Here is a 19,525-nt window from a genome sequence, read left to right on the forward strand (position 1 = left end):
CTTGACGTTTTGCAGCCGAGATTTAGCTGGAGGTTGGATGCTGGCTCAAGAAACCAGCAGCAGACTGCTTATCGAATTCTGATATCCAAAAGCCTGGATAAGCTGAGCGGTCATAAGGGAGATATTTGGGACAGCGGGAAAATAGGATCGGATGCAAGTCACTTGATCAAATTTACAGGGAAGCCCCTTGAAGCTTGTCAAATATATTGGTGGAAAGTACAGATATGGCATGAGGATCATGTATCCGATTGGTCGGTGCCCGTTAGCTGGGAGACAGGAATTTTCGGTGAAGCGAGTTGGAGGGGCAATTGGATTGCCGCGCCTGACAGCATGCTGCAGGGGATTCAGGCATTTGAGGATGGCAGCATTCCATTAGGGAAATGGGTATGGCCGGATCTGCATAGCCGGGTTTATCTGCGAAAAAGCTTTAAAACCCGCTCTGATATGGAGATTAAACAAGCCGTTATTCAAGTTCAATGTGATAATGAATTTGAATTTTTCCTAAATGGCAGCTTGATCCCCATTAATGCTGCTCAAGGATGGATTCAAGCTGGAGCTGTGGATATTTCAGGCCTTGTCGCTGCCGGACACAATGACATTGCCATTAAAGCTTACCAAACAGCCGATCCTGCACGCTTTTCTGCGGCTTTAAGATTCGGTTTGAAGGTGATTTATCCTAATGGTGATGAACAGCATATTTTGTCAGACGAAGGCTGTAAAGTTGGATTGCTCACAGAGTTCTATCGGGAAACAGAGCCGGATAATTGGCAAACAGCTGATATCGCGGATGACAGGAGCTGGGATCCAGGTTTTATCGTCAATCCGCGTCTGATCTGTCAGGATATCCATCCTCGCCTGACTAAACACTCGCTTTATATGCGCAAGGATTTTCAGCTAGAGGGGCAAATTGCCTCTGCAAGAGCTTATGTTACGGCGCGCGGATTGTATGAGTTTCATCTGAATGGCCAGAAGCTGGGCAAGGGGCTGCTTTATCCGGGGATTTCCGAGAAGTATCAGTATTATCAAGTATTTGATATCAAGGATTGGCTGCAGAAGGGATCGAATACCGCAGCCTTTATTTCGGGCAATGGCTGGTACAACAGATCCGTAATGGCCAATGTAACAGCGTTAAAGAACGAAATAAATGCGCAAATAGTGGTCACGTTGACCGACGGACGAAGCTTTTGTATCGTCACGGACTCTACATGGAAGGTACATGAATCTCCTATAATCGATAACGACCTGCATTTTGGTGAACGGTATGATGCCCGTCTGGAGCTCCGGGGCTGGAATCAGGCTGATTTTGATGCTTCATTATGGAATAATGCCATTCATTCTGCGAGCTCCGGAGCTGAGCTGAAGCTGAAATCCCAGCCCTTCGAGGATGTGGAAATTGAAATGGAGCTAAAGGCGGTCCAAATCGATCAACCAGCTCAAGGCGTGCATGTCTTCGACTTTGGCCAAAATGCCTCTGGCCGCTGCAGACTGCATTTAAAAGCCGCGCAACCGGGAGAAATCATCCTTATTAAATATGGCGAAATGCTTAACGAAGAAGGTTTTGTAGTTGATGGTCCGTATAACGATGTTTATTACCCAAGTGATGACGAAATTCATGGGAAATCACCCTATATGAAAAAAAATAGCGATTGTTATATTAGTCGGGGGGATGATGTGGAGGATTGGGAGCCGCGTTTTACCTATACCGGGTTTCGGTATGTCCAGATTTCCGGTTACAGCGGCATTATCGATAGTGCAACAGTAATCCACCGCGTATTTAATACCAATGCAGCTGTAAACGGCCGCTTCGAATGCGGAAATGAGCTGTTGAACAACATATGGAAAGCGGCAGCATGGACTTTTCGCAGCAACCTCCATTATGGCCCTACCGACTGCCCCACACGGGAGAAATCTTTCTGGAATGGCGATATCGCAGCCTTTATTCCAACTGCATGTTGGTATTCTGATGTATATTCTTTGATGTCAGAGTGGACCGAAGGGGGGCGGAAGCTGAATTACGATCCGGTAGCCTGGGAGGATGAGATCCTGGTTCTGCCATGGACCTTATATAATTATTACAAGGATATGAAAGTGCTGGAAGATAATTATGAGAAAATGACACTTTTAATGGATAGTAGAATTGGAAAAATGGAGCGAGGGCTTTATTTTGGTGATGATGTGAATTATTGCGGCGACCATTGCTCCGTTGAACAGGTGCCTAAAGCATTTTTTAACAGTGCTTATTCCATTCATTCCCTGGATTTAATTGCGCAAATTGCCGCTGTTCTCGGGCAGGAAGAGGATGAAAGGAAGTACAGATTTACGCATAACCAAATGGTCGAGGCGTTTAACCGTGAATTTATGGGCAATTCGTATTACGAAAAAAGCATGGGTGCATTGCTTATGCCATTGGTTTATGGGCTGTTAAATGAAGAAAAGAAGCGCACAGTGCTTAAGAACCTCGAAAAAGAATTGGTACGCCACAGCTTTCATCCGACAACCGGATTTGTTTGCACCCCTTTCCTGCTGCCGGTTCTTACGGAAGGAGGGTTTCTGGAAACAGCCTGGAAGACAGCTGTTCAGACGACTTATCCCTCTTGGGGATACATGCTAAGTACAGGGGCGACCACTTTAACGGAGTCATGGAAAGGACATGAGATTGCGACTAACCTGGCACCTAGTATGAATCACTATGCTTTTGGCAGTATAGGCCAGTGGTTTTTCGAATGCCTTGCTGGAATAAAGCTGAATAAGGGAAATCCTGGATTCAAGCATTTCATGATGAAACCTTATTTGCCTGCCGAGCTTGAATGGGTGAAATGCACTTATGAATCGATCTATGGCGAAATTGAAAGCAGCTGGAGAAAGTTTGATAACATAGTGGAATGGACGGTAGTTATTCCTTGGAATACAAGAGCTGATATTTATTTGCCTTGCAATAATACTCTGGAGATCCTGGAATCAGGAAAGCCATTGTTAGAAGCAGCTGGAATTGAATACGTCGGTATCCGGGAAGATAGGTGTTTGCTAAGAATTGGGTCAGGAAGGTATGTATTTGTTATGGGGGTTGAGAATGGGCATGTGTAAACATATCGGTATGGTGATTAAAGTAAAGCCGGAAAAATTAAAGCTGTACAGAGAGCTGCATGCAGACCAGCATAACGGTGTAAGAGATTTGTTGAGCAAGTATAACATAAGCAAGCTTTGTATTTTCTTACATAAGCTTGATGATGGAAATTATTATTTGTTTGGCTCTTATGAGTATATTGGCGACGAATATGAGAAGGATATGGCGAGGTTAGCCGTAGAGCCGCGGAATATAGCATGGTTAAGCGAAACGGACGAGTGTCAAATCCCGCTTAACGGTGAAAAAGGATGGGCTCAAATGGAGCAAGTGTATTACAATAAATAATATAATAAACTAAAATATGGTTATTTTGAGAGGGGTAAACTATGCGATATCGTCCATTGGGAAATACGGGTTTATCGGTATCTGCTTTGAGTTATGGAGCTTCTTCTTTGGGGGGCGTTTTCCGTAATATTGACGAAGCTGAAGGAATCCGCACGGTTCATGAAGCACTCGATTTAGGCATTAACCTGCTGGATGTATCTCCTCTTTATGGTTTAACAAAAGCAGAAAAGGTATTGGGTAAAGCATTGGAGACGGTTTCCAGATATCGTTACATTCTTTCTACAAAAGCGGGCAGGTACGGCCAATCAGATTTTGATTTCTCGGCAGACCGGATTATCCGAAGTGTGGAGGAAAGCTTAATAAGGTTAAAGGTTGACTACATTGATATTCTGCATCTGCATGATATTGAGCATGGTGATTTAAACAGAATTATCGAAGAAAGTATCCCAACGTTATATAAACTCAAAGAGCAAGGCAAGATTCGATTTTGTGGAATATCGGGACTTCCTTTAAGCATTTATAATATTGTTCTAGATCGCCTGAGTGTTGATGTTATTCTAACCTATTGTCATTATTCGCTAAATGATACTTCATTAATTGACTTATTGCCTTATTTAGAAGAGAAGAAGGTAGGCGTCATTAATGCATCGCCGTTGTCCATGGGGCTTCTTTCTATCAAGGGAACCCCTTTATGGCATCCGGCTTCAACTGATATAAAAGTGGTTTGTTTGCAAGCTGCGGAATACTGCAGGAGTCAAGGTCAAGATATTTCAAAGCTGGCCGTTCAATTTGCAGTCTCAAATCCAGACATCCCCACCACTCTGGTTGGTACGGCTAGTTCTATCAATATAAGAAAGAATGTTCAATGTATCGAAGAACCTTTGGATTTGGAGCTAATCCAGAGGGTGCAGGAAATACTGATGCCTATTCTTAATAAGACTTGGCAAAGCGGCAGGCTGGAGAATAACTAGCTGTGGTAAAAATGATTATGGGGAAGGATGATAGCTATGTTAATTAGAGAAGAAGCCAAGGAGATTCCCGTGTTTTATGAAGCGGATATTTGTGTGCTCGGGGGAAGTTGCACCGGGGTCTTCGCGGCAGTCAGAGCTGCCAGACTTGGCGCTCGCGTTGTCCTCGTGGAAAAGCAGAATTCATTTGGCGGTGTCGCCACCTCAGGGCTGGTCAACGTTTGGCATACCTTGCATAATACGGAATTTAATAGAGAGATCATTGCGGGTCTCACCTTGGAAACCATTGAGCGCTTGAGCCGGATCGGGGCTGTTGCCGAAGAAAAGAAAAGCCATTCGGTCGGTTTTGTACTTAATACAGAGGAATTAAAAATCGAATTGGATCAGTTGACCATAGAAAATAAGGTAAAGGTATATCTCCATACGATGTTTGTTGCTCCTTTTATTCAAGATGGGGAGCTGCAGGCAGTCATAGTAGAAAACAAGTCAGGTAGAGGCGCTATCCGAGCAAAAGTATTTATTGATGCTACTGGAGATGGAGATTTATGTGCCAGATTAAATCTCGAGCATAGACTGTCTTCTCATTTCCAGCCCTCCACGATGTGCGCAAAGATTAGCGGCTGGGGAATCAACGGGGAATTGCAGGATGATATGACAGGGAATAACAGCTTAATTGGACTGGATATCCGCGAAGCTCGCTTGCTTTATAAGGATGAATTTAATTTACCTGAAGGATTTGGTTGGGGCCGTCATGTTCCAGCTACGAAAGATACTTATATGTACGCAGGCACGCGAGTCTATCATGCTAACAGCGCTGATGGCGATCAACTGACTTTTAGTGAAATGGAAGGCCGCCGGCAGGTGCGTGCGATTATGGATTTGGTGCGAAAATACGGTCCTGATAACAAAATTGCGCTTGTTTCTCTCCCATCCTACATCGGTACAAGAGAGACGCGGCATATTGAATGTCATTATCGCTTAACGGGGGAAGATGTGCTGTACGGCAAATCGTTTGAGGATTCCATTGCATATGGCAGTTATCGTTCTGACATACATCATCAGGATAAGCCGGGGTTAACACTCCGATATTTGGACGGTGAGCAGGTTTATATGCGACCTGGCTATCCGAACGAAGTCAGCAGATGGCGAGATAAAATTGCTGTTAATCCTTCCTTTTATCAGATCCCATATCGCTGCTTGCTCCCGAAAGGTCCTTATACCAATATTATTGCAGCAGGAAGAATGATCGATATGGACGAGGATGCTTTCGGTGGTGTTCGGGTTATGGTCAATATGAACCAAACCGGAGAAGCTGCAGGGGTCGCCGCTTATTTGGCTCTAACACAGAACAAACGACTAGCTGATATTGATACAGGGCATTTGCGCAAGACCATGAAAGCTGGCGGATCTATCATGATATAGGAGTGATTTATGATGAATAACTTAGACAAAATCAATATGGTCATCCAGACGGATCAACGAAAAGCCAAGATTAATAAAAATATTTATGGCCATTTTGCCGAGCATCTTGGAAGGTGTATTTATGAAGGCATTTGGGTTGGGAAAGACTCTCCAATACCGAATACAGAGGGTATCCGAAATGACGTCATTCAGGCTTTAAAGGCAATAAACATCCCAGTATTAAGGTGGCCAGGCGGCTGCTTTGCAGACGAATATCACTGGAAGGACGGCATCGGACCTTATGAAGAACGTCCAGGAATGGTCAATACCCATTGGGGCGGGTATGTAGAGAATAACCATTTCGGTACCCATGAATTTCTAATGCTTTGCGAGCTGATTGGAACAGAGCCTTATATTTGCGGGAATGTGGGAAGCGGAACAGTGCTTGAAATGCAGCAATGGGTGGAATATATGACCTATGACGGGAAATCACCGATGGCTGACTTAAGAAGGAAGCACGGACGGGATGAACCGTGGAAAATCCCCTATTTCGGTGTTGGCAATGAGAATTGGAGCTGCGGCGGCAATATGCGTCCGGAGTATTACGCGAATGAATTTCGTAAATATGCAACCTATGTCAAAAATTACGGCGAAAATCAGCTTTATAAAATAGCATGCGGGCCAAGCGATGCGGACTATACCTGGACAGAGGTGGTAATGAAATTGGCAGGGAAGCATATGGATGGTCTGAGTATGCATCACTACTCGATGTCCGAGGGCAACACGTTGCCTAATTCAGCAACCCAATTTGAGCCAGCGGATTGGTTTACTACTTTAAAGCAAGCTTGGTTCATGGAAGAGCTTATTCGCAAGCACTCTGCAATTATGGATGAATATGATCCGGATAAACGAGTCGGACTCATTGTGGATGAGTGGGGGACTTGGTTTGACGTTGAACCCGGAACCCATCCTCGCTTTCTCTTCCAGCAGAATACACTAAGGGATGCTTTAGTGGCAGGAATAAATCTCAACCTGTTTAATAACCATTGCGATCGGATTCAAATGGCCAATATTGCCCAAACGGTCAATGTTCTTCAGGCTATTATTCTTACTGAAGGGGAGAAAATGATTCTAACCCCGACCTACCACGTTTTTGATATGTTTAAAGTCCATCAGGGAGCGGAGCTGCTTCTCGTTGATTTCTCCAATCAGGAATACCGCTTCGAAGACGAAAAATTACCGCAGCTGAGCGTATCGTCGTCTATTGATGCTGAGAACAAGCTTCATTTGACTTTATGTAACCTGCATCATAATGAAAGTATAGAAATCAGCTGTGAGATAGAAGATTTTCAGCCTGCTGGAGTAATGGGGACTCTTCTGACCGCATCTGCTTTAAATGCACACAATACATTTGAGCAGCCTGAAGCTATTAAACCTGTTGATTTTCAGGGTGCAGTGCTGAATGATGGAAAGTTAAGCTTGATACTTCCGCCTGCATCTATCCTTTTACTGACTCTTGAAGGGAGTTAATGGGATTATGAAATACAGCTTAAATAGCGGCTTCAGCAAAATGGACTGGGAAGAAAATATTCTTCATAATTGCGACGGAAGGGATGTATGTTCCCATACCATTCCCATCATTCCATTTCGAGCTTTCTCAACCGAACAGCATTTGGCGTAACCCCTGTTTTACTCTTAAACAAACGATGGAAATGCTTAAGATCCTGAAAGCCTACCTGCTGTGCAATCTCTGGTATTTTATCTGTCGTCTTTAGCAATAATTCACAGCTTTTACTAATACGCTCTCCCTGCAGCCATTGGATGAAGGTTTGTCCGGTGGCTTTTTTAATTAATCTTTGCAGCTGTCTTTCGCCAATATTCATTAGCTTGGAGACAATGGGTAAGGTTAAGGACTCATGTAAATGATCGCGCATATATTCCAGAGCCACATCCAGCCTTCGGGCACCTGAATCAGAGCTGGCATTGCTTCCCTCTTCACGCCTTTCTAGTAAGAGCAACAGCTGAATGAATAGAGCGAATAACATAGCTTCATGTCCGAGAGGTTTAAGATCATGCTCCCAGAGCAGTGCTGTGAATAAATCGCGGAATTCATGAGTATGTTCTTTAAAATGCATCCATCTGTTAATAGCTGGATTTAGGCGAGTGAGCTTTAGAGCACCTACTTGAGGGAAAGCACCATTTTGCAAAAAGTCGAACAAGGACTCTCTGAAAATACAATTATATACAATTAAGCTGTCTTTTTCTGAAGTATTGGAAGGTCTAAATATATGTGATACACCTAGCGGAATGTAGAACAGATCGCCTTTTTTGACGTTAATGGTTTGATTATCGATGTAATGAATTCCCGTGCCTTCACTGACATAAGTAATCTCCACAAAGTCATGGTCGTGTTCAGACAGTACGAAGGATTCCTTAATCCGGTTTACAAAGATGGATAAATGCTCATCAAAAAGCTGCTCGCCTTTTGTGGTTATCACGACTTTACGACTCTTATTCATTAGCAGCACCTCAGCTCTTATAATGTCATATTACACCTATATAGTAGTCTTGAATAGCCTATAATATTTGTGCGGAAAATGATTAAAATAAGGGTAGCATGTATTATGAAACAAGGGAGCTGCACAGATGACTGAACCAAGCTGGCAAGCACAATGGGTATGGAGTGAAGGTGAGATTAGTCCGAGAAATGAATGGAGATGTTTCCGCAAAACCTTTGAGGTTCCAGCAGCTGGCTGGGAGGATGCATCACTTCGCATTACAGCGGATTCTAGATATGTATTAACAGTCAATGGGCAGCAGGTTGGGCGAGGGCCTGTGCGGTCTTGGCCTTTCGAGCAGTCGTATGATACTTATGACATTAAACATTTACTACATAAAGGAAAATCAAACACACTTGCTGTGTTCGTTAATCATTTTGGTGTTTCGACCTTCTACTATTTGCGTGGCCGTGGAGCTCTGCTGGCTCAATTGGATCTAGCTTTGGATGGTGATTCAACTCCTTTAGTCCTTACTGACGACACATGGTTGACTTCAAAATATTTTGGCTACCATTCCAGAGCTCCGCGCATGTCCTGTCAGCAGGGGTATTCGGAGTTTGTGGATGCCTCTGTTTGGGATTCCAGCTGGGTGCAGGGCGATTATGATGATTCTTCCTGGGAGAAAGCTTCGCTTGTAGGTCCAGTAGGGATGGAGCCTTGGACAACCCTTAAAAAACGCGATATTCCACTGCTTACGGAAGAGACAAAGTATCCTGTGCGTGTTGAAACCTTAAAACAAGTGAAATCCTTTAGCTGGTCGACAGCTATTGATTTCCGCAATCATATGGTACCAGGCAGCGATGAGCACATGAATGTAGTTGGATTCACTGGCTATATGGCGACAATACTTTATTCTGAGCAGCCTGCCGCTGCCATTCTAGGATTCACACATAGTAATGAATGCGTGGGGAGCATCACTTTAAATGGGAATGTTATTCCCGCAGAATCCTTTTATGGGGTTCAGCCTGAGAAATATGTCCAAGTTCAGCTAGAGCAAGGGGACAATCTGCTGCTCATCGATATAACTGCGGGCGGGGTTCATGCAGGTAAGCTGCATTTTGGAATTTATAGTGATTCAACCGTTGAAGTGAAATCCGCTATGCAGCTTGAGAATGAATCATCTGCCTTCCTTACAATCGGCCCTTTTGACACAGCCGTCTTTATTGACCATCAGGAAAAGGTTTTTCTGGATCTAGATAATGAAATTTATAAGTCCGTACAGGCTAAAGTGAAAACGGTTGAAGACCTCAAGCAATTTGCTGCTTATCTTCAACCAGTCTCTGTAGCATTAGTAAGCGAAGTCGATGTAATTAGCATGTGCATTTGGAAGCAGGAATCGATTGCTCTTAATGTACCAGCAGACTTGCACAATATGGTTATTCCACATCAGCATCCGGCTGTCGTGCCTGTATTCTCGGGGTATGATACGGAGATGGTTATCGATTTTGATAAAGAATATTCCGGTTATTTGGCTTTTGATGTGGAAGCAGAGGAAGGTACGATTATCGACTTCTATGGCTTCGAGTATATGCTTGGCGATTATCGTCAAGACACATTTGGCCTAGACAACACCTTGCGTTATGTTTGTAAAAAAGGTCGCCAGCAGTATCAATCACCTATCCGCAGAGGACTGCGTTACTTAATGGTTACGGTGAGAAATGCGTCAGCTCCTTTGAAAATATATGGGGTTACCATCGTACAAAGCAACTATCCGGTTGCTGAAATTGGCAGCTTCCAAAGCTCGGATCCACTTTTGAATGACATCTGGAAAATCAGTCAACATACCACAAGATTATGCATGGAAGATACTTTTGTCGATTGTCCTGCTTTTGAACAAGTCTTCTGGGTTGGAGATAGCCGCAACGAAGCATTGGTGAGCAATTATCTATATGGTGTTAATGACATTGTTAAGCGCTGCTTACGTCTGGTGCCAGGCTCCAAGGATCAAACCCCACTGTATGCCGATCAGGTTCCAAGCGGTTGGAGCAGTGTCATTCCCAATTGGACATTCTTCTGGGCGATCGCTTGTTATGAATATTATCAGCAAACCGGGGATCGCGATTTCGCCAAAGAAATGTACGGCCATATTAAATTTACGCTTGAGCATTATCAGCAGAAGATAAATGCAGATGGACTTCTGGAAATTAACGGATGGAACTTGCTTGACTGGTCTCCGATCGATCAGCCAAATGAGGGAGTTGTCACTCATCAGAATATGTTCCTGGTTAAAACGTTCGAGGTCGCAGCAGAAATGGCGGACATTGCAGGTGACGCAACAGGTGGAAAGGCATTTACAGATGCAGGAGCTATCCTAAAGCAAGCCATTAACAAGCACCTGTGGAATCCTGCGAAAAATGCTTATATCGATTGCATTCATACCGATGGCCGCAGATCAGATATTTATAGCATGCACTCTCAGGTTGTAGCGAATTTAACGGGAGTTGCAGGTGTAGAGCAGAAGCAAATAATTGATAAATATCTCTTGAATGCTCCGGCAGATTTTGTGCAAATTGGTTCGCCTTTTATGTCATTCTTTTATTATGAAACATTAGCTGCGGCTGGGAAATCTCAAGTCATCATTGAGGATATACGGAAGAATTATGGGCAAATGATTGATCATGGTGCAACCACCTGCTGGGAAATGTATCCGAATTTTGCCGAAAACCGTTCCAACCCAGACATGCTGACTCGCAGTCATTGCCATGCTTGGTCTGCAGCTCCTGCGTATTTCCTTGGAACTGAAGTTCTGGGAATTCAAAGAACAGCTCCAGGCTGGGAGAAAGTAACGATTGCACCAAACCCATGTGGATTAGCTTGGGCAAAAGGGGCTGTTCCACATCCAGAGCAAGGTAGAATCGACGTTTCATGGACAGCAGATGAGAGCGGCAAACGCATTACAATCAAGGTTAAGCATCCTAAGCATGTGGAAATTAATGTGGTTGTACCTGAGGGTTATCAAGGCGAGGTTGTAGTTGCGGTTATTTAAAGCATACTTTTAATTGATATTTCTTGGCAAACGCCCAGTCCTTTAAGGACTGGGCGTTTGCTCTAGAATTCAGCTAATTTTCAGTATTTGCTCAGCCTACTTACAATTAATTATAGCAAGCTTATTATTATATCCCACAAGCATCGATCCTCAATTCCGTACATCCCCTTAATGATCTTAAATCCACCTTTCAAATAGTCCACCGACTCCTATAAGTGACATAAACATATTGTTTTCTTTAAAGCGCTTTAAACATTTAAAATTGGAAAGCTAAATATTTTAACATAATAAAATAAACATTCACTTTTATCAACGAAAAGTGTTGAAATTTTACCTTGTTAGCCATACAATAGACTTTAAAGCGCTTTAAATAAAATTAATTTTATACGTAGGAGAGGAAGTCAATGACACTTACAAGAAAACGTGTAAAGGAGTTGGTGCCGAGAATTCAATATGTGAGGCTAGAGTTAATTATTCGTCCATCAACAGGCAATAAAAAGCTCTAATCGATGTGAAGCCGTAATCGGATTTCATTTCATCCATTCAATGTAAGCGCTTTAATGACTGGTAAAATACAACTGGAGGTATTAATTTATGGTATTAAAAGCAATCAACAACAAACGGCTGATCTATTCCATTCTTATTGTTTTTGTTCTAACAAGCATTCTGGCAGTGGTTCCGAAAATCAGCTTTGCAGCTACACAGGCTACTTATTATGTGAATCCGACAGGCGGCAGTGACACCAATAATGGTACTTCGACAGGTACAGCCTTCGCCACAATTGCCAAAGCAAGAGATGTTGTTCGCACAATCAATGCAAGCATGACTGGAGATATTTATATTTATTTGATGAACGGAACCCATTATTTAAGCAGCACACTCACATTAGGCACTTCGGATTCAGGCACTAATGGCTACAATATTTTTTATAAAGCCTACACAGGAGCAACACCGGTAATCAGTGGCGGACAAGCCATTACGGGGTGGACCCAGGATGGCACCAGCAATCGTTGGAAAGCGAGCACGAGCATTGATAAAATCCGCCAGCTGTGGGTGAATGGAACACGCGCCACCAGAGCGCAAGGGACATTGCCAGGAGCTACTAGCAATTCAACAGGGCATACTACCTCTGATTCGAATATGCAAAACTGGGCCAATAAAACCGATATTGAATTTGTGTATGAGGTTGAATGGTCATCCATGCGCAGCAGTGTTTCTACAATTTCTGGGACAGCGATTACAATGAAACAGCCTGGGTATACAGATAACAGAACGAAAAGAGGCGTTACTTCTGGCAACCCAAGCTGGATTGAGAATGCATTTGAGCTGTTGGACACAGCGGGTGAATTCTATCTGAACCGGACCACAGATATCCTTTATTATATCCCGAAGAGCGGCGAGAACATGGCAACAGCTTCCGTTATCGCACCCAAGCTCGAAAAGCTAATTGATGCAGTTGGGACGATTTCTGCCCCTATTCACAATATCCAATTTCAGGGGATAACGTTCTCTCATTCTACATGGTTTAGACCAGGTGATAACGAAGGGCTTCCTGACGTTCAGGCGATTTGGGCGAAGGACCCAAACAACAGTGATCCTAAAACCTCCTATGTAAGGCCGTTGGCAAGTGTTAGCTTTGATTTCGCCAAGAATATTCTTTTTGAACGAAATATTTTTACTCATCTAGGTGGGGGAGTTGGGCTTAACTTTGACAAAGGCAGCCAGAGCAATACAGTAAGCGGGAATACGTTTATCGATTTATCAGGTACGGCGGTCAGCTTTGGAAATATATTTGACTATAATCCAGCCGATACACGGTTATATGTGTCAGATAACACTGCTTCAAATAATTATATTACGAATATCGGAAACGAGTTCCGTGGAGGAGTTGGCATTTTCGGAGGCTACGTGAAGAATATGCATATTCTTCATAATTTTATAACCGATGTGCCATATTCAGGGATATCTGTTGGTTGGGGCTGGAGCGACTTTAGCTCAAGCGCCATGTATGCCAGTGGAAATGTCATCAATAACAATCGGATTGAAGGGTTCCTTAAAGCTCTTAAAGATGGTGGTGGTATTTATACGTTAAACAGACAAACCGCTTCAGAAATAAAATACAATTATGTAAAGGATCAGTTTAATACAAACGGATCGATTTACCCGGATGAAGAATCAGCTTATTATACGATTGCCAGCAATGTAGTTGAGAATAGCACAATGTGGCTGCACATTTGGACTCCCACCATTCATGACATTACCATTGATGATACTTATACAACTACCTCAAACTTAAGGAATAACGGCACGAATACGGTAGTGACTAACACTCATCTGTATCCAAGTGCGAATTGGCCACAGGCAGCACTAAACATTATTAGCGGTTCAGGACTTGAAGCGGCTTATGCAGGTATTGCACCAACACCAACGCCTACTCCAACACCTACTCCAACACCAACTCCGCCATCCGGAGGAATTGTAGATGATGGCAATGCGAGTGTAACTTACTCAGGTAGTTGGATCACTGCGCTTGCCAGTGGGAGTGACTATAATACGACGATTCATTATTCGAAAGCATCGGCTGATTTTGCGCAATTAACATTCAATGGAACCGGCATTAAATGGTATGGCGTGAAACGTAATGATCACGGTAAAGCGGATGTTTATATCGATGGAGTGCTTGATACAACCATAGATTGTTATAATGGCACGGAAATAAGGCAGACCCTGTTATATACAAAAGCAGGGTTGTCCAGCGGAAATCATACGATAAAAATTGTAGTCAGAAGCGACAAAAACGGGTCCTCTTCCGATAACTGGATTGAGGTAGATAAGTTTGATCTAACTGCCGGAGCAACACCGACACCAACACCAACAATTGTCGATGATGCGAGTGGGAGCGTAACTTATTCAGGAACATGGATTACGAACCTTCCTACCGCAAGTGACTATAATACGACCATTCATTATTCGAATACAGCGACTAATTATGCGCAGCTGACCTTTACTGGCACAAGTGTCAAATGGTACGGAGTGAAACGGAATGATCATGGCAAAGCGGATGTTTATATCGACGGGGTGCTTGATCAAACTATAGATTGCTATAATAGTTCGGAAGTACGCCAAACCGTGTTATATACAAAGACGGGATTATCCAATGCTTCGCATACCATTAAAGTCGTAGTGAGAAGCGATAAGAATGCTTCATCCTCTGGCAATTGGGTTGAAGTGGACAAATTCGAATATCAATAAACGCAAGGTTGACCAGTCAGACTAGCCAGCTAAATCTGACAGTCGTGCCAAGCTTATTTTTGGGAAATAAGCTTAGCTATAAAAAAGCCTTTAACCAGAACGATTCAATTCGTTATTGGTTAAAGGTTTTTTGCTGTATAGAATTTAGCAGGGACTATAGTGGGATTACGTTAAGTTGTGGACATAGGAGGCGTTATTGCTAAAAAAATGATCAGAAAAGCGATGTTTTACGCTAAATAAGAGATCTCATGTCCGCAACACGCAAAATAGCACCTTTTTCTCTTAAATAACGATTCGTATGTCCGTAAGCTATTAATTTGAACTAACTTAGTAATTGGTAACGCTCAAACATTTACTCAACTGGTATATTAGATATCATAAAGCAATGAAAGCTATGAGGTTTACATTTACTTTAAAAGCCCACGATTACATAATAAAAGAGTAAGCAACCAGTATTAGGGAGGTTAAGAAATATGTTTCGTAAAAGATTTGGAATGGGGACGCTTGGATTACTTCTAATCATCATGACAGCACTATCAGCTTGCAATAGTAAGGAGAAAGCAGCCGAAAACAGCACGGAAATTAGCAGCACACCGATTATCACTGCAAGTCCACAAGCTTCGGCGGCAGTAGTAGAGCCTACTGAAGCAGTCAGTAAAAACGGGGATGGTCCGTTAGGCAAGTTTGATCCACCGATCACGGTTACGACTGGAAGTTAGTGAGGTAGACACTAGTGGTGTAAACCCGTTGGGTAATTATATCCTCGGTACAATCGAGTCTGCACAAACAGCCTGTAAAACGTTTCTTAAGCTTCCTTGTTCCTTTATTGTCGGCTGTGAGCCTTGTAAATGGGATCATATTGGCGCTAAATTTGAACGCTTGAATTTTATACTAGCGAGAGGTCTGGGATTAGGCAGAGAAATCCTGCTTACCGATAGCCACCGCTTTTCTTCTCCTGTAATAGAGAAGCATCTGAAGGTAAATGAGGTTAGTTTATTAGCACAACCCTTGGAACGTAAAGACCGCGCTACTTTTTATGGTAAATTTGCCGAATTATCTGCCTCAATCCAGGAAAAAGATAACCTTCGTTCCGGGATAGCCCTAGAGCTTTTCTATGCACTTTCATCGATGTTCATTATATTTCTGAATCGACGAGGTCTGCTGGAGGAGATTGCGGTTAAGCTCAATCTGAATAAGCTCCTGACTATTCAAGAGCATGCATCCTGGGATGAAGCTGCGCAGTTTTTCCGCACATTGGCAGAGGCTATATTTGAGTGGGCGGATTTGGAGAATAGTCAGGTATCCACTGATGTTGTAGGACGTGTAAATCAATATATCCAAGAAAATATTGGCGGGGATCTGAGCTTAATCTGCCTATCTGAAATTGTCCATTTAACGCCGTTTTATTTATCTCGCCTATATAAACAGCAAACCGGCCAAAGCTTGACTGACTACATAATGGAAGAAAAACTGCTCAAAGCCAAAGTGTTATTACTGGATACGTCAAAAAAAATATATCAAATTGGGTTGGAGCTAGGCTTTGAGTCTGCCCCTTATTTCAATCGGCTTTTCAAGAAAATGACTCATATGACTCCACAGGATTTCCGGGAAGCATGGGGAAAGACTAATGGATAAATAGCTGAATAGCTGCCCTTAAAGTGGGATTAACCTCCTTGCACTTAACAGCCTGCCATTCTACAATGGAATGTACTAATGAACATACTTTGCTAGGCAAACCAGAGGAGAGTGTATGAAGGATAATTTGCTTAATCGGCAGGGATTAATGAGAAAATTCAAGTAATTCTAACTACCGTTTGACCTGTATAGAATTGGCATTGCAATCGAGTATGCTCGAAGGGACGATCTGGATTAGCAAGTCTCCAAAGCATGCGATCTGCAGCGCGATAACCGGTTTCTTTCATAGCGAGAATAGGATGAGTGACTTCAGGTAGGAAGGAGTTCTGCGAATTCTCTAAGGTAACTAGTGAGTAATCTTGCGGGATTGATTTGCCAAGTTTGCCGCAAGCATAATAAATCCAAGGCACGTATTGTTCAATCGAGCAGACGATTGCTGTTGGCTGCTGCTCTAACAATTTGCTGCTGAAATCATCTGTCCAGGCTGCTTGTTGAGTATGTTTTTGAATGACATGCTGCTGAGGATTTACATCTAGGCTATAATTTCGCATGGCTTCATTGAAAGCTTGCCAGCGCAAGCGAAAGCCGCGATGTGATTCAATGTCACCCACATAGAGGATTTTACGATGCCCATAGGAATAGAGGTGGGCAATGGATTGATAGATCGCATCATAAACATCCCAGATCATACTATCTGAACGGACACCTGCAGGCGGGAAGTTTAATAAGATTTTGGGCATGGGTAAGCTTAATAGCACTTGCTCCAGATTAGCAGGCATCATCGGTGATATAAACAGTCCATCTGCATAAGCTACATCGTGCTGTTCCAGCCATTGTGGGAAATTCGCTGAAGCATCTGTTGGGATTATGAGTGTTTGAATTTGATAATTGAACTCGCTAAATCTTTCTTGTAAACCTTCGAGCAACAATGGATGGACGTTAGAATTATAGCCTTGTTCTTTTGCGATCGCAAGAATAAATCTGCGTGACTTGAGTGGATATAAGGGAATTTTTTCAACTGTATAGGCTCGTTCTTGCTCCTTCGTGCGATATCCCCATTTTTGAGCTAGCTTCAACACTTCATAACGTGTTTCCTCAGACATTCCCGGCAATCCTCGAAGCGATTTGGAGACAGTATGCACAGTGAGATCTAGCTCATCCGCGATTTTTTGCAATGTGATTGTCTTTTTTCTGGCCATGGTAGCCTCACTTTTCTGAAATATTGATTCTATTGTACATAAATGAAACAAAAATGTAACTAAAAGAAAACTAAACTTTGCTATATATTGAACCTATAAACGTCGCGGCAGACTTTTTGAGCGACTGCTACTAATAGGAGGTTATTTAAATGATGACTTATGAGACGGATATTGTGATTTATGGAGGAAACGCAGCGGGGATAATGGCTGCTGTGCAAGCTGTCAGAATGGGCAAGCGGGTGGCGGTTATTGAGCCATCTGGGTGGATCGGCGGTTTAACGAGTGGCGGATTGGGAGATACGGATTCTGGTGATAAAGCTGTGATTGGCGGGCTTTCGGGAGAATTCTATAAAAGGCTGGGGATCAAGTACAGTCAGGATGAACCCGCGTGGTTGTTTGAACCGAAGCTGGCTTTAGAGGTGTTTCAGGATCTTCAGCAGGAATTTAACATCCAGATTTATTATGGAGAGCGTTTGGATTTAGTGGATGGGGTTACGAAACAGGGGAACAAAATTACACAAATAACCATGGAATCTGGGAAAGTGTTTCAAGCTGGAATTTATATCGATACCTCCTATGAAGGGGACTTAATGGCATTAGCCGGGATCACTGTTGTAACTGGTCGTGAATCAAATGAACTGTATGGAGAGACAGGGAACGGGATTCAAACCGCTCATGCACTTAAAAACCAATTGCCTGAGGGCATTGATCCGTACATTATTCAGGGAGATCCTCTTAGTGGCTTGCTTCCACATGTAAATCTAGATGCTGGAGGAGTGGATGGGGTTGATGACACTAAGATTCAGGCTTATTGTTTTCGGATGTGTTTGACCGACAATCCCGATAATCGGGTAGAGATTACAAAACCAGAGGGCTATGTTGAAGCAGAATATGAGCTTTTATTCCGTTCTATTGCGGCGGGGCAGCGAATATTTTTTAAGCTTGCTATGCTGCCGAATCGCAAGACGGATTCGAATAATGATGAGGGATTTTCCACAGATTACATTGGCATGAATTATGGCTATCCAGAGGGTGATTACCAGACTAGGCAAGCTATTATTAAAGCTCATGAAGTTTATCAAAAGGGACTCGTCTGGACACTGCAGAATCATCCGCGAGTTCCTCAGGAAATTCGTGATTTCTATAAGCCATGGGGGCTCCCGCTGGACGAATTCGTTGATAACGGCCACTGGTCACCACAATTGTATATCCGAGAAGCAAGGCGAATGGTTAGTGATGTTGTGATGAATGAGAATCATATTATGCTCAAGCAGATTGTGGAAAACCCTGTTGGGATGGGTTCTTATGCGATGGACTCACATAATGTACAACGACATATAGATGCAAATGGTTATGTTGCCAATGAAGGGGATGTGCAGGTTAAGAGTGTGAAGCCTTACTCAATCAGCTATCATTCTATTGTGCCTAAGGAAGCGGAATGCAGCAACCTGATAGTGCCCGTTTGCCTCTCTTCCTCACATATTGCTTATGGCTCTATCCGAATGGAGCCTGTGTTTATGGTGCTAGGACAATCGGCAGCAACTGCTGCAGTGATAGCGTTAGAGGATAAACAAAGCGTCCAGCAAATTGATTTAAATAAGCTTGCGGATCAGCTATTAAGAGATGGGCAAGTGCTTGTTAAAAAGTGGTAGAGTAACATTTTACTGATCTTGCCTTTTAAACGTGTTCACTCTAAATGGTGAGCACATTTTTTTTATGTTAAACCAGAAAATATAATATTTAGGTAATGAGCAATGAATATTCGGATAAGTATAAGTTTCATCTATATACAGCTCTTATATTTCCGGACAAACGCACCGTTTATTATAAGTAGAGCGGGCATAGCCGTTTATCCATGTGTAATAAATATAAACCTGTGATTAACACCAACTCGAAATCAGTAGGTGAGATCACAGGTTTCTTCTAAGCAAGGAGCTGTTTAGCATAGGCTTTATCTCATTATAGGGTTGACAAGATACAAATTGTATCTTAATATAAGGTTTATAGATACGAATTGTATTAAAAAACTTTGCTATTAGGGATGTTGTACGGGCAAATTTTTTTGGATACAGTGATACGATATGTATCTTAAAATATTGAATATACGCACATTACGG

The 19,525-nt window shown here is 42.8% G+C and carries 12 protein-coding genes; 10 read left to right on the forward strand and 2 right to left on the reverse strand.

The window, feature by feature from the left end; all coding sequences use genetic code 11:
* Positions 1 to 9: 9 nt before the first annotated feature.
* Genes EHS13_RS05165 through EHS13_RS05185 form a run of 5 tightly spaced genes read left to right on the forward strand, consistent with a single transcriptional unit; the run spans position 10 to position 7,308 of the window.
* Positions 10 to 3,084 (forward strand): alpha-L-rhamnosidase, encoded by a 3,075-nt coding sequence (locus EHS13_RS05165; protein WP_155699339.1) that lies wholly within the window; start codon positions 10 to 12, stop codon positions 3,082 to 3,084.
* Positions 3,071 to 3,409: an L-rhamnose mutarotase gene (locus EHS13_RS05170; protein WP_162462965.1), complete on the forward strand. Its 339-nt coding sequence runs from the start codon at positions 3,071 to 3,073 to the stop codon at positions 3,407 to 3,409. Before EHS13_RS05165 ends, EHS13_RS05170 begins: the two co-directional genes overlap by 14 nt.
* 41 nt (positions 3,410 to 3,450) lie before the next feature.
* Positions 3,451 to 4,380, forward strand: a complete 930-nt coding sequence (locus EHS13_RS05175) for an aldo/keto reductase (RefSeq protein WP_155699341.1) — start codon at positions 3,451 to 3,453, stop codon at positions 4,378 to 4,380.
* A gap of 36 nt (positions 4,381 to 4,416) precedes the next feature.
* Complete coding sequence (locus tag EHS13_RS05180) at positions 4,417 to 5,799, forward strand: FAD-dependent oxidoreductase (protein WP_162462966.1); 1,383 nt, start codon at positions 4,417 to 4,419, stop codon at positions 5,797 to 5,799.
* A 9-nt stretch (positions 5,800 to 5,808) separates the two neighbouring features.
* A complete protein-coding gene (locus EHS13_RS05185; protein ID WP_227013793.1) occupies positions 5,809 to 7,308 on the forward strand; it encodes an alpha-N-arabinofuranosidase in 1,500 nt (499 codons plus the stop codon).
* A gap of 107 nt (positions 7,309 to 7,415) precedes the next feature.
* Here EHS13_RS05185 and EHS13_RS05190 read toward each other — a convergent pair whose 3' ends face one another.
* Complete coding sequence (locus EHS13_RS05190) at positions 7,416 to 8,297, reverse strand: helix-turn-helix domain-containing protein (RefSeq protein WP_155699343.1); 882 nt, start codon at positions 8,295 to 8,297, stop codon at positions 7,416 to 7,418.
* Between the two features lie 127 nt (positions 8,298 to 8,424).
* On the opposite strand from EHS13_RS05190, the gene EHS13_RS05195 reads away from it, so the two are divergent.
* From EHS13_RS05195 to EHS13_RS05210, 4 genes are all read left to right on the forward strand, one after another.
* Positions 8,425 to 11,322 (forward strand): family 78 glycoside hydrolase catalytic domain, encoded by a 2,898-nt coding sequence (locus EHS13_RS05195; RefSeq protein WP_155699344.1) that lies wholly within the window; start codon positions 8,425 to 8,427, stop codon positions 11,320 to 11,322.
* A gap of 594 nt (positions 11,323 to 11,916) precedes the next feature.
* Positions 11,917 to 14,574 carry a hypothetical protein gene (locus tag EHS13_RS05200; protein ID WP_155699345.1) on the forward strand — a complete coding sequence of 886 codons (2,658 nt, stop codon included), beginning with the start codon at positions 11,917 to 11,919 and terminating at the stop codon, positions 14,572 to 14,574.
* 473 nt (positions 14,575 to 15,047) lie between these two features.
* A complete protein-coding gene (locus EHS13_RS05205) occupies positions 15,048 to 15,293 on the forward strand; it encodes a hypothetical protein (RefSeq protein WP_155699346.1) in 246 nt (81 codons plus the stop codon).
* On the forward strand, positions 15,259 to 16,209 hold the full coding sequence (locus EHS13_RS05210) for a helix-turn-helix transcriptional regulator (RefSeq protein ID WP_227013794.1): 951 nt from the start codon (positions 15,259 to 15,261) through the stop codon (positions 16,207 to 16,209). The genes EHS13_RS05205 and EHS13_RS05210 overlap by 35 nt, the downstream gene beginning before the upstream one ends.
* A gap of 158 nt (positions 16,210 to 16,367) precedes the next feature.
* Here EHS13_RS05210 and EHS13_RS05215 read toward each other — a convergent pair whose 3' ends face one another.
* The gene (locus EHS13_RS05215) at positions 16,368 to 17,408 is read right to left on the reverse strand and encodes a LacI family DNA-binding transcriptional regulator (RefSeq protein WP_155699348.1); all 1,041 of its coding nucleotides are present in this window, start codon (positions 17,406 to 17,408) and stop codon (positions 16,368 to 16,370) included.
* 149 nt (positions 17,409 to 17,557) lie between these two features.
* Here EHS13_RS05215 and EHS13_RS05220 point away from each other — a divergent pair, with 149 nt between their 5' ends.
* Positions 17,558 to 19,060, forward strand: coding sequence for an FAD-dependent oxidoreductase (locus tag EHS13_RS05220; RefSeq protein WP_227013795.1), 1,503 nt, complete (start codon positions 17,558 to 17,560; stop codon positions 19,058 to 19,060).
* Positions 19,061 to 19,525: the final 465 nt, after the last annotated feature.

It is taken from the genome of Paenibacillus psychroresistens (assembly GCF_009728935.1).
In the GTDB taxonomy this organism is placed as follows: Bacteria; Bacillota; Bacilli; order Paenibacillales; family NBRC-103111; genus Paenibacillus_AC; species Paenibacillus_AC psychroresistens.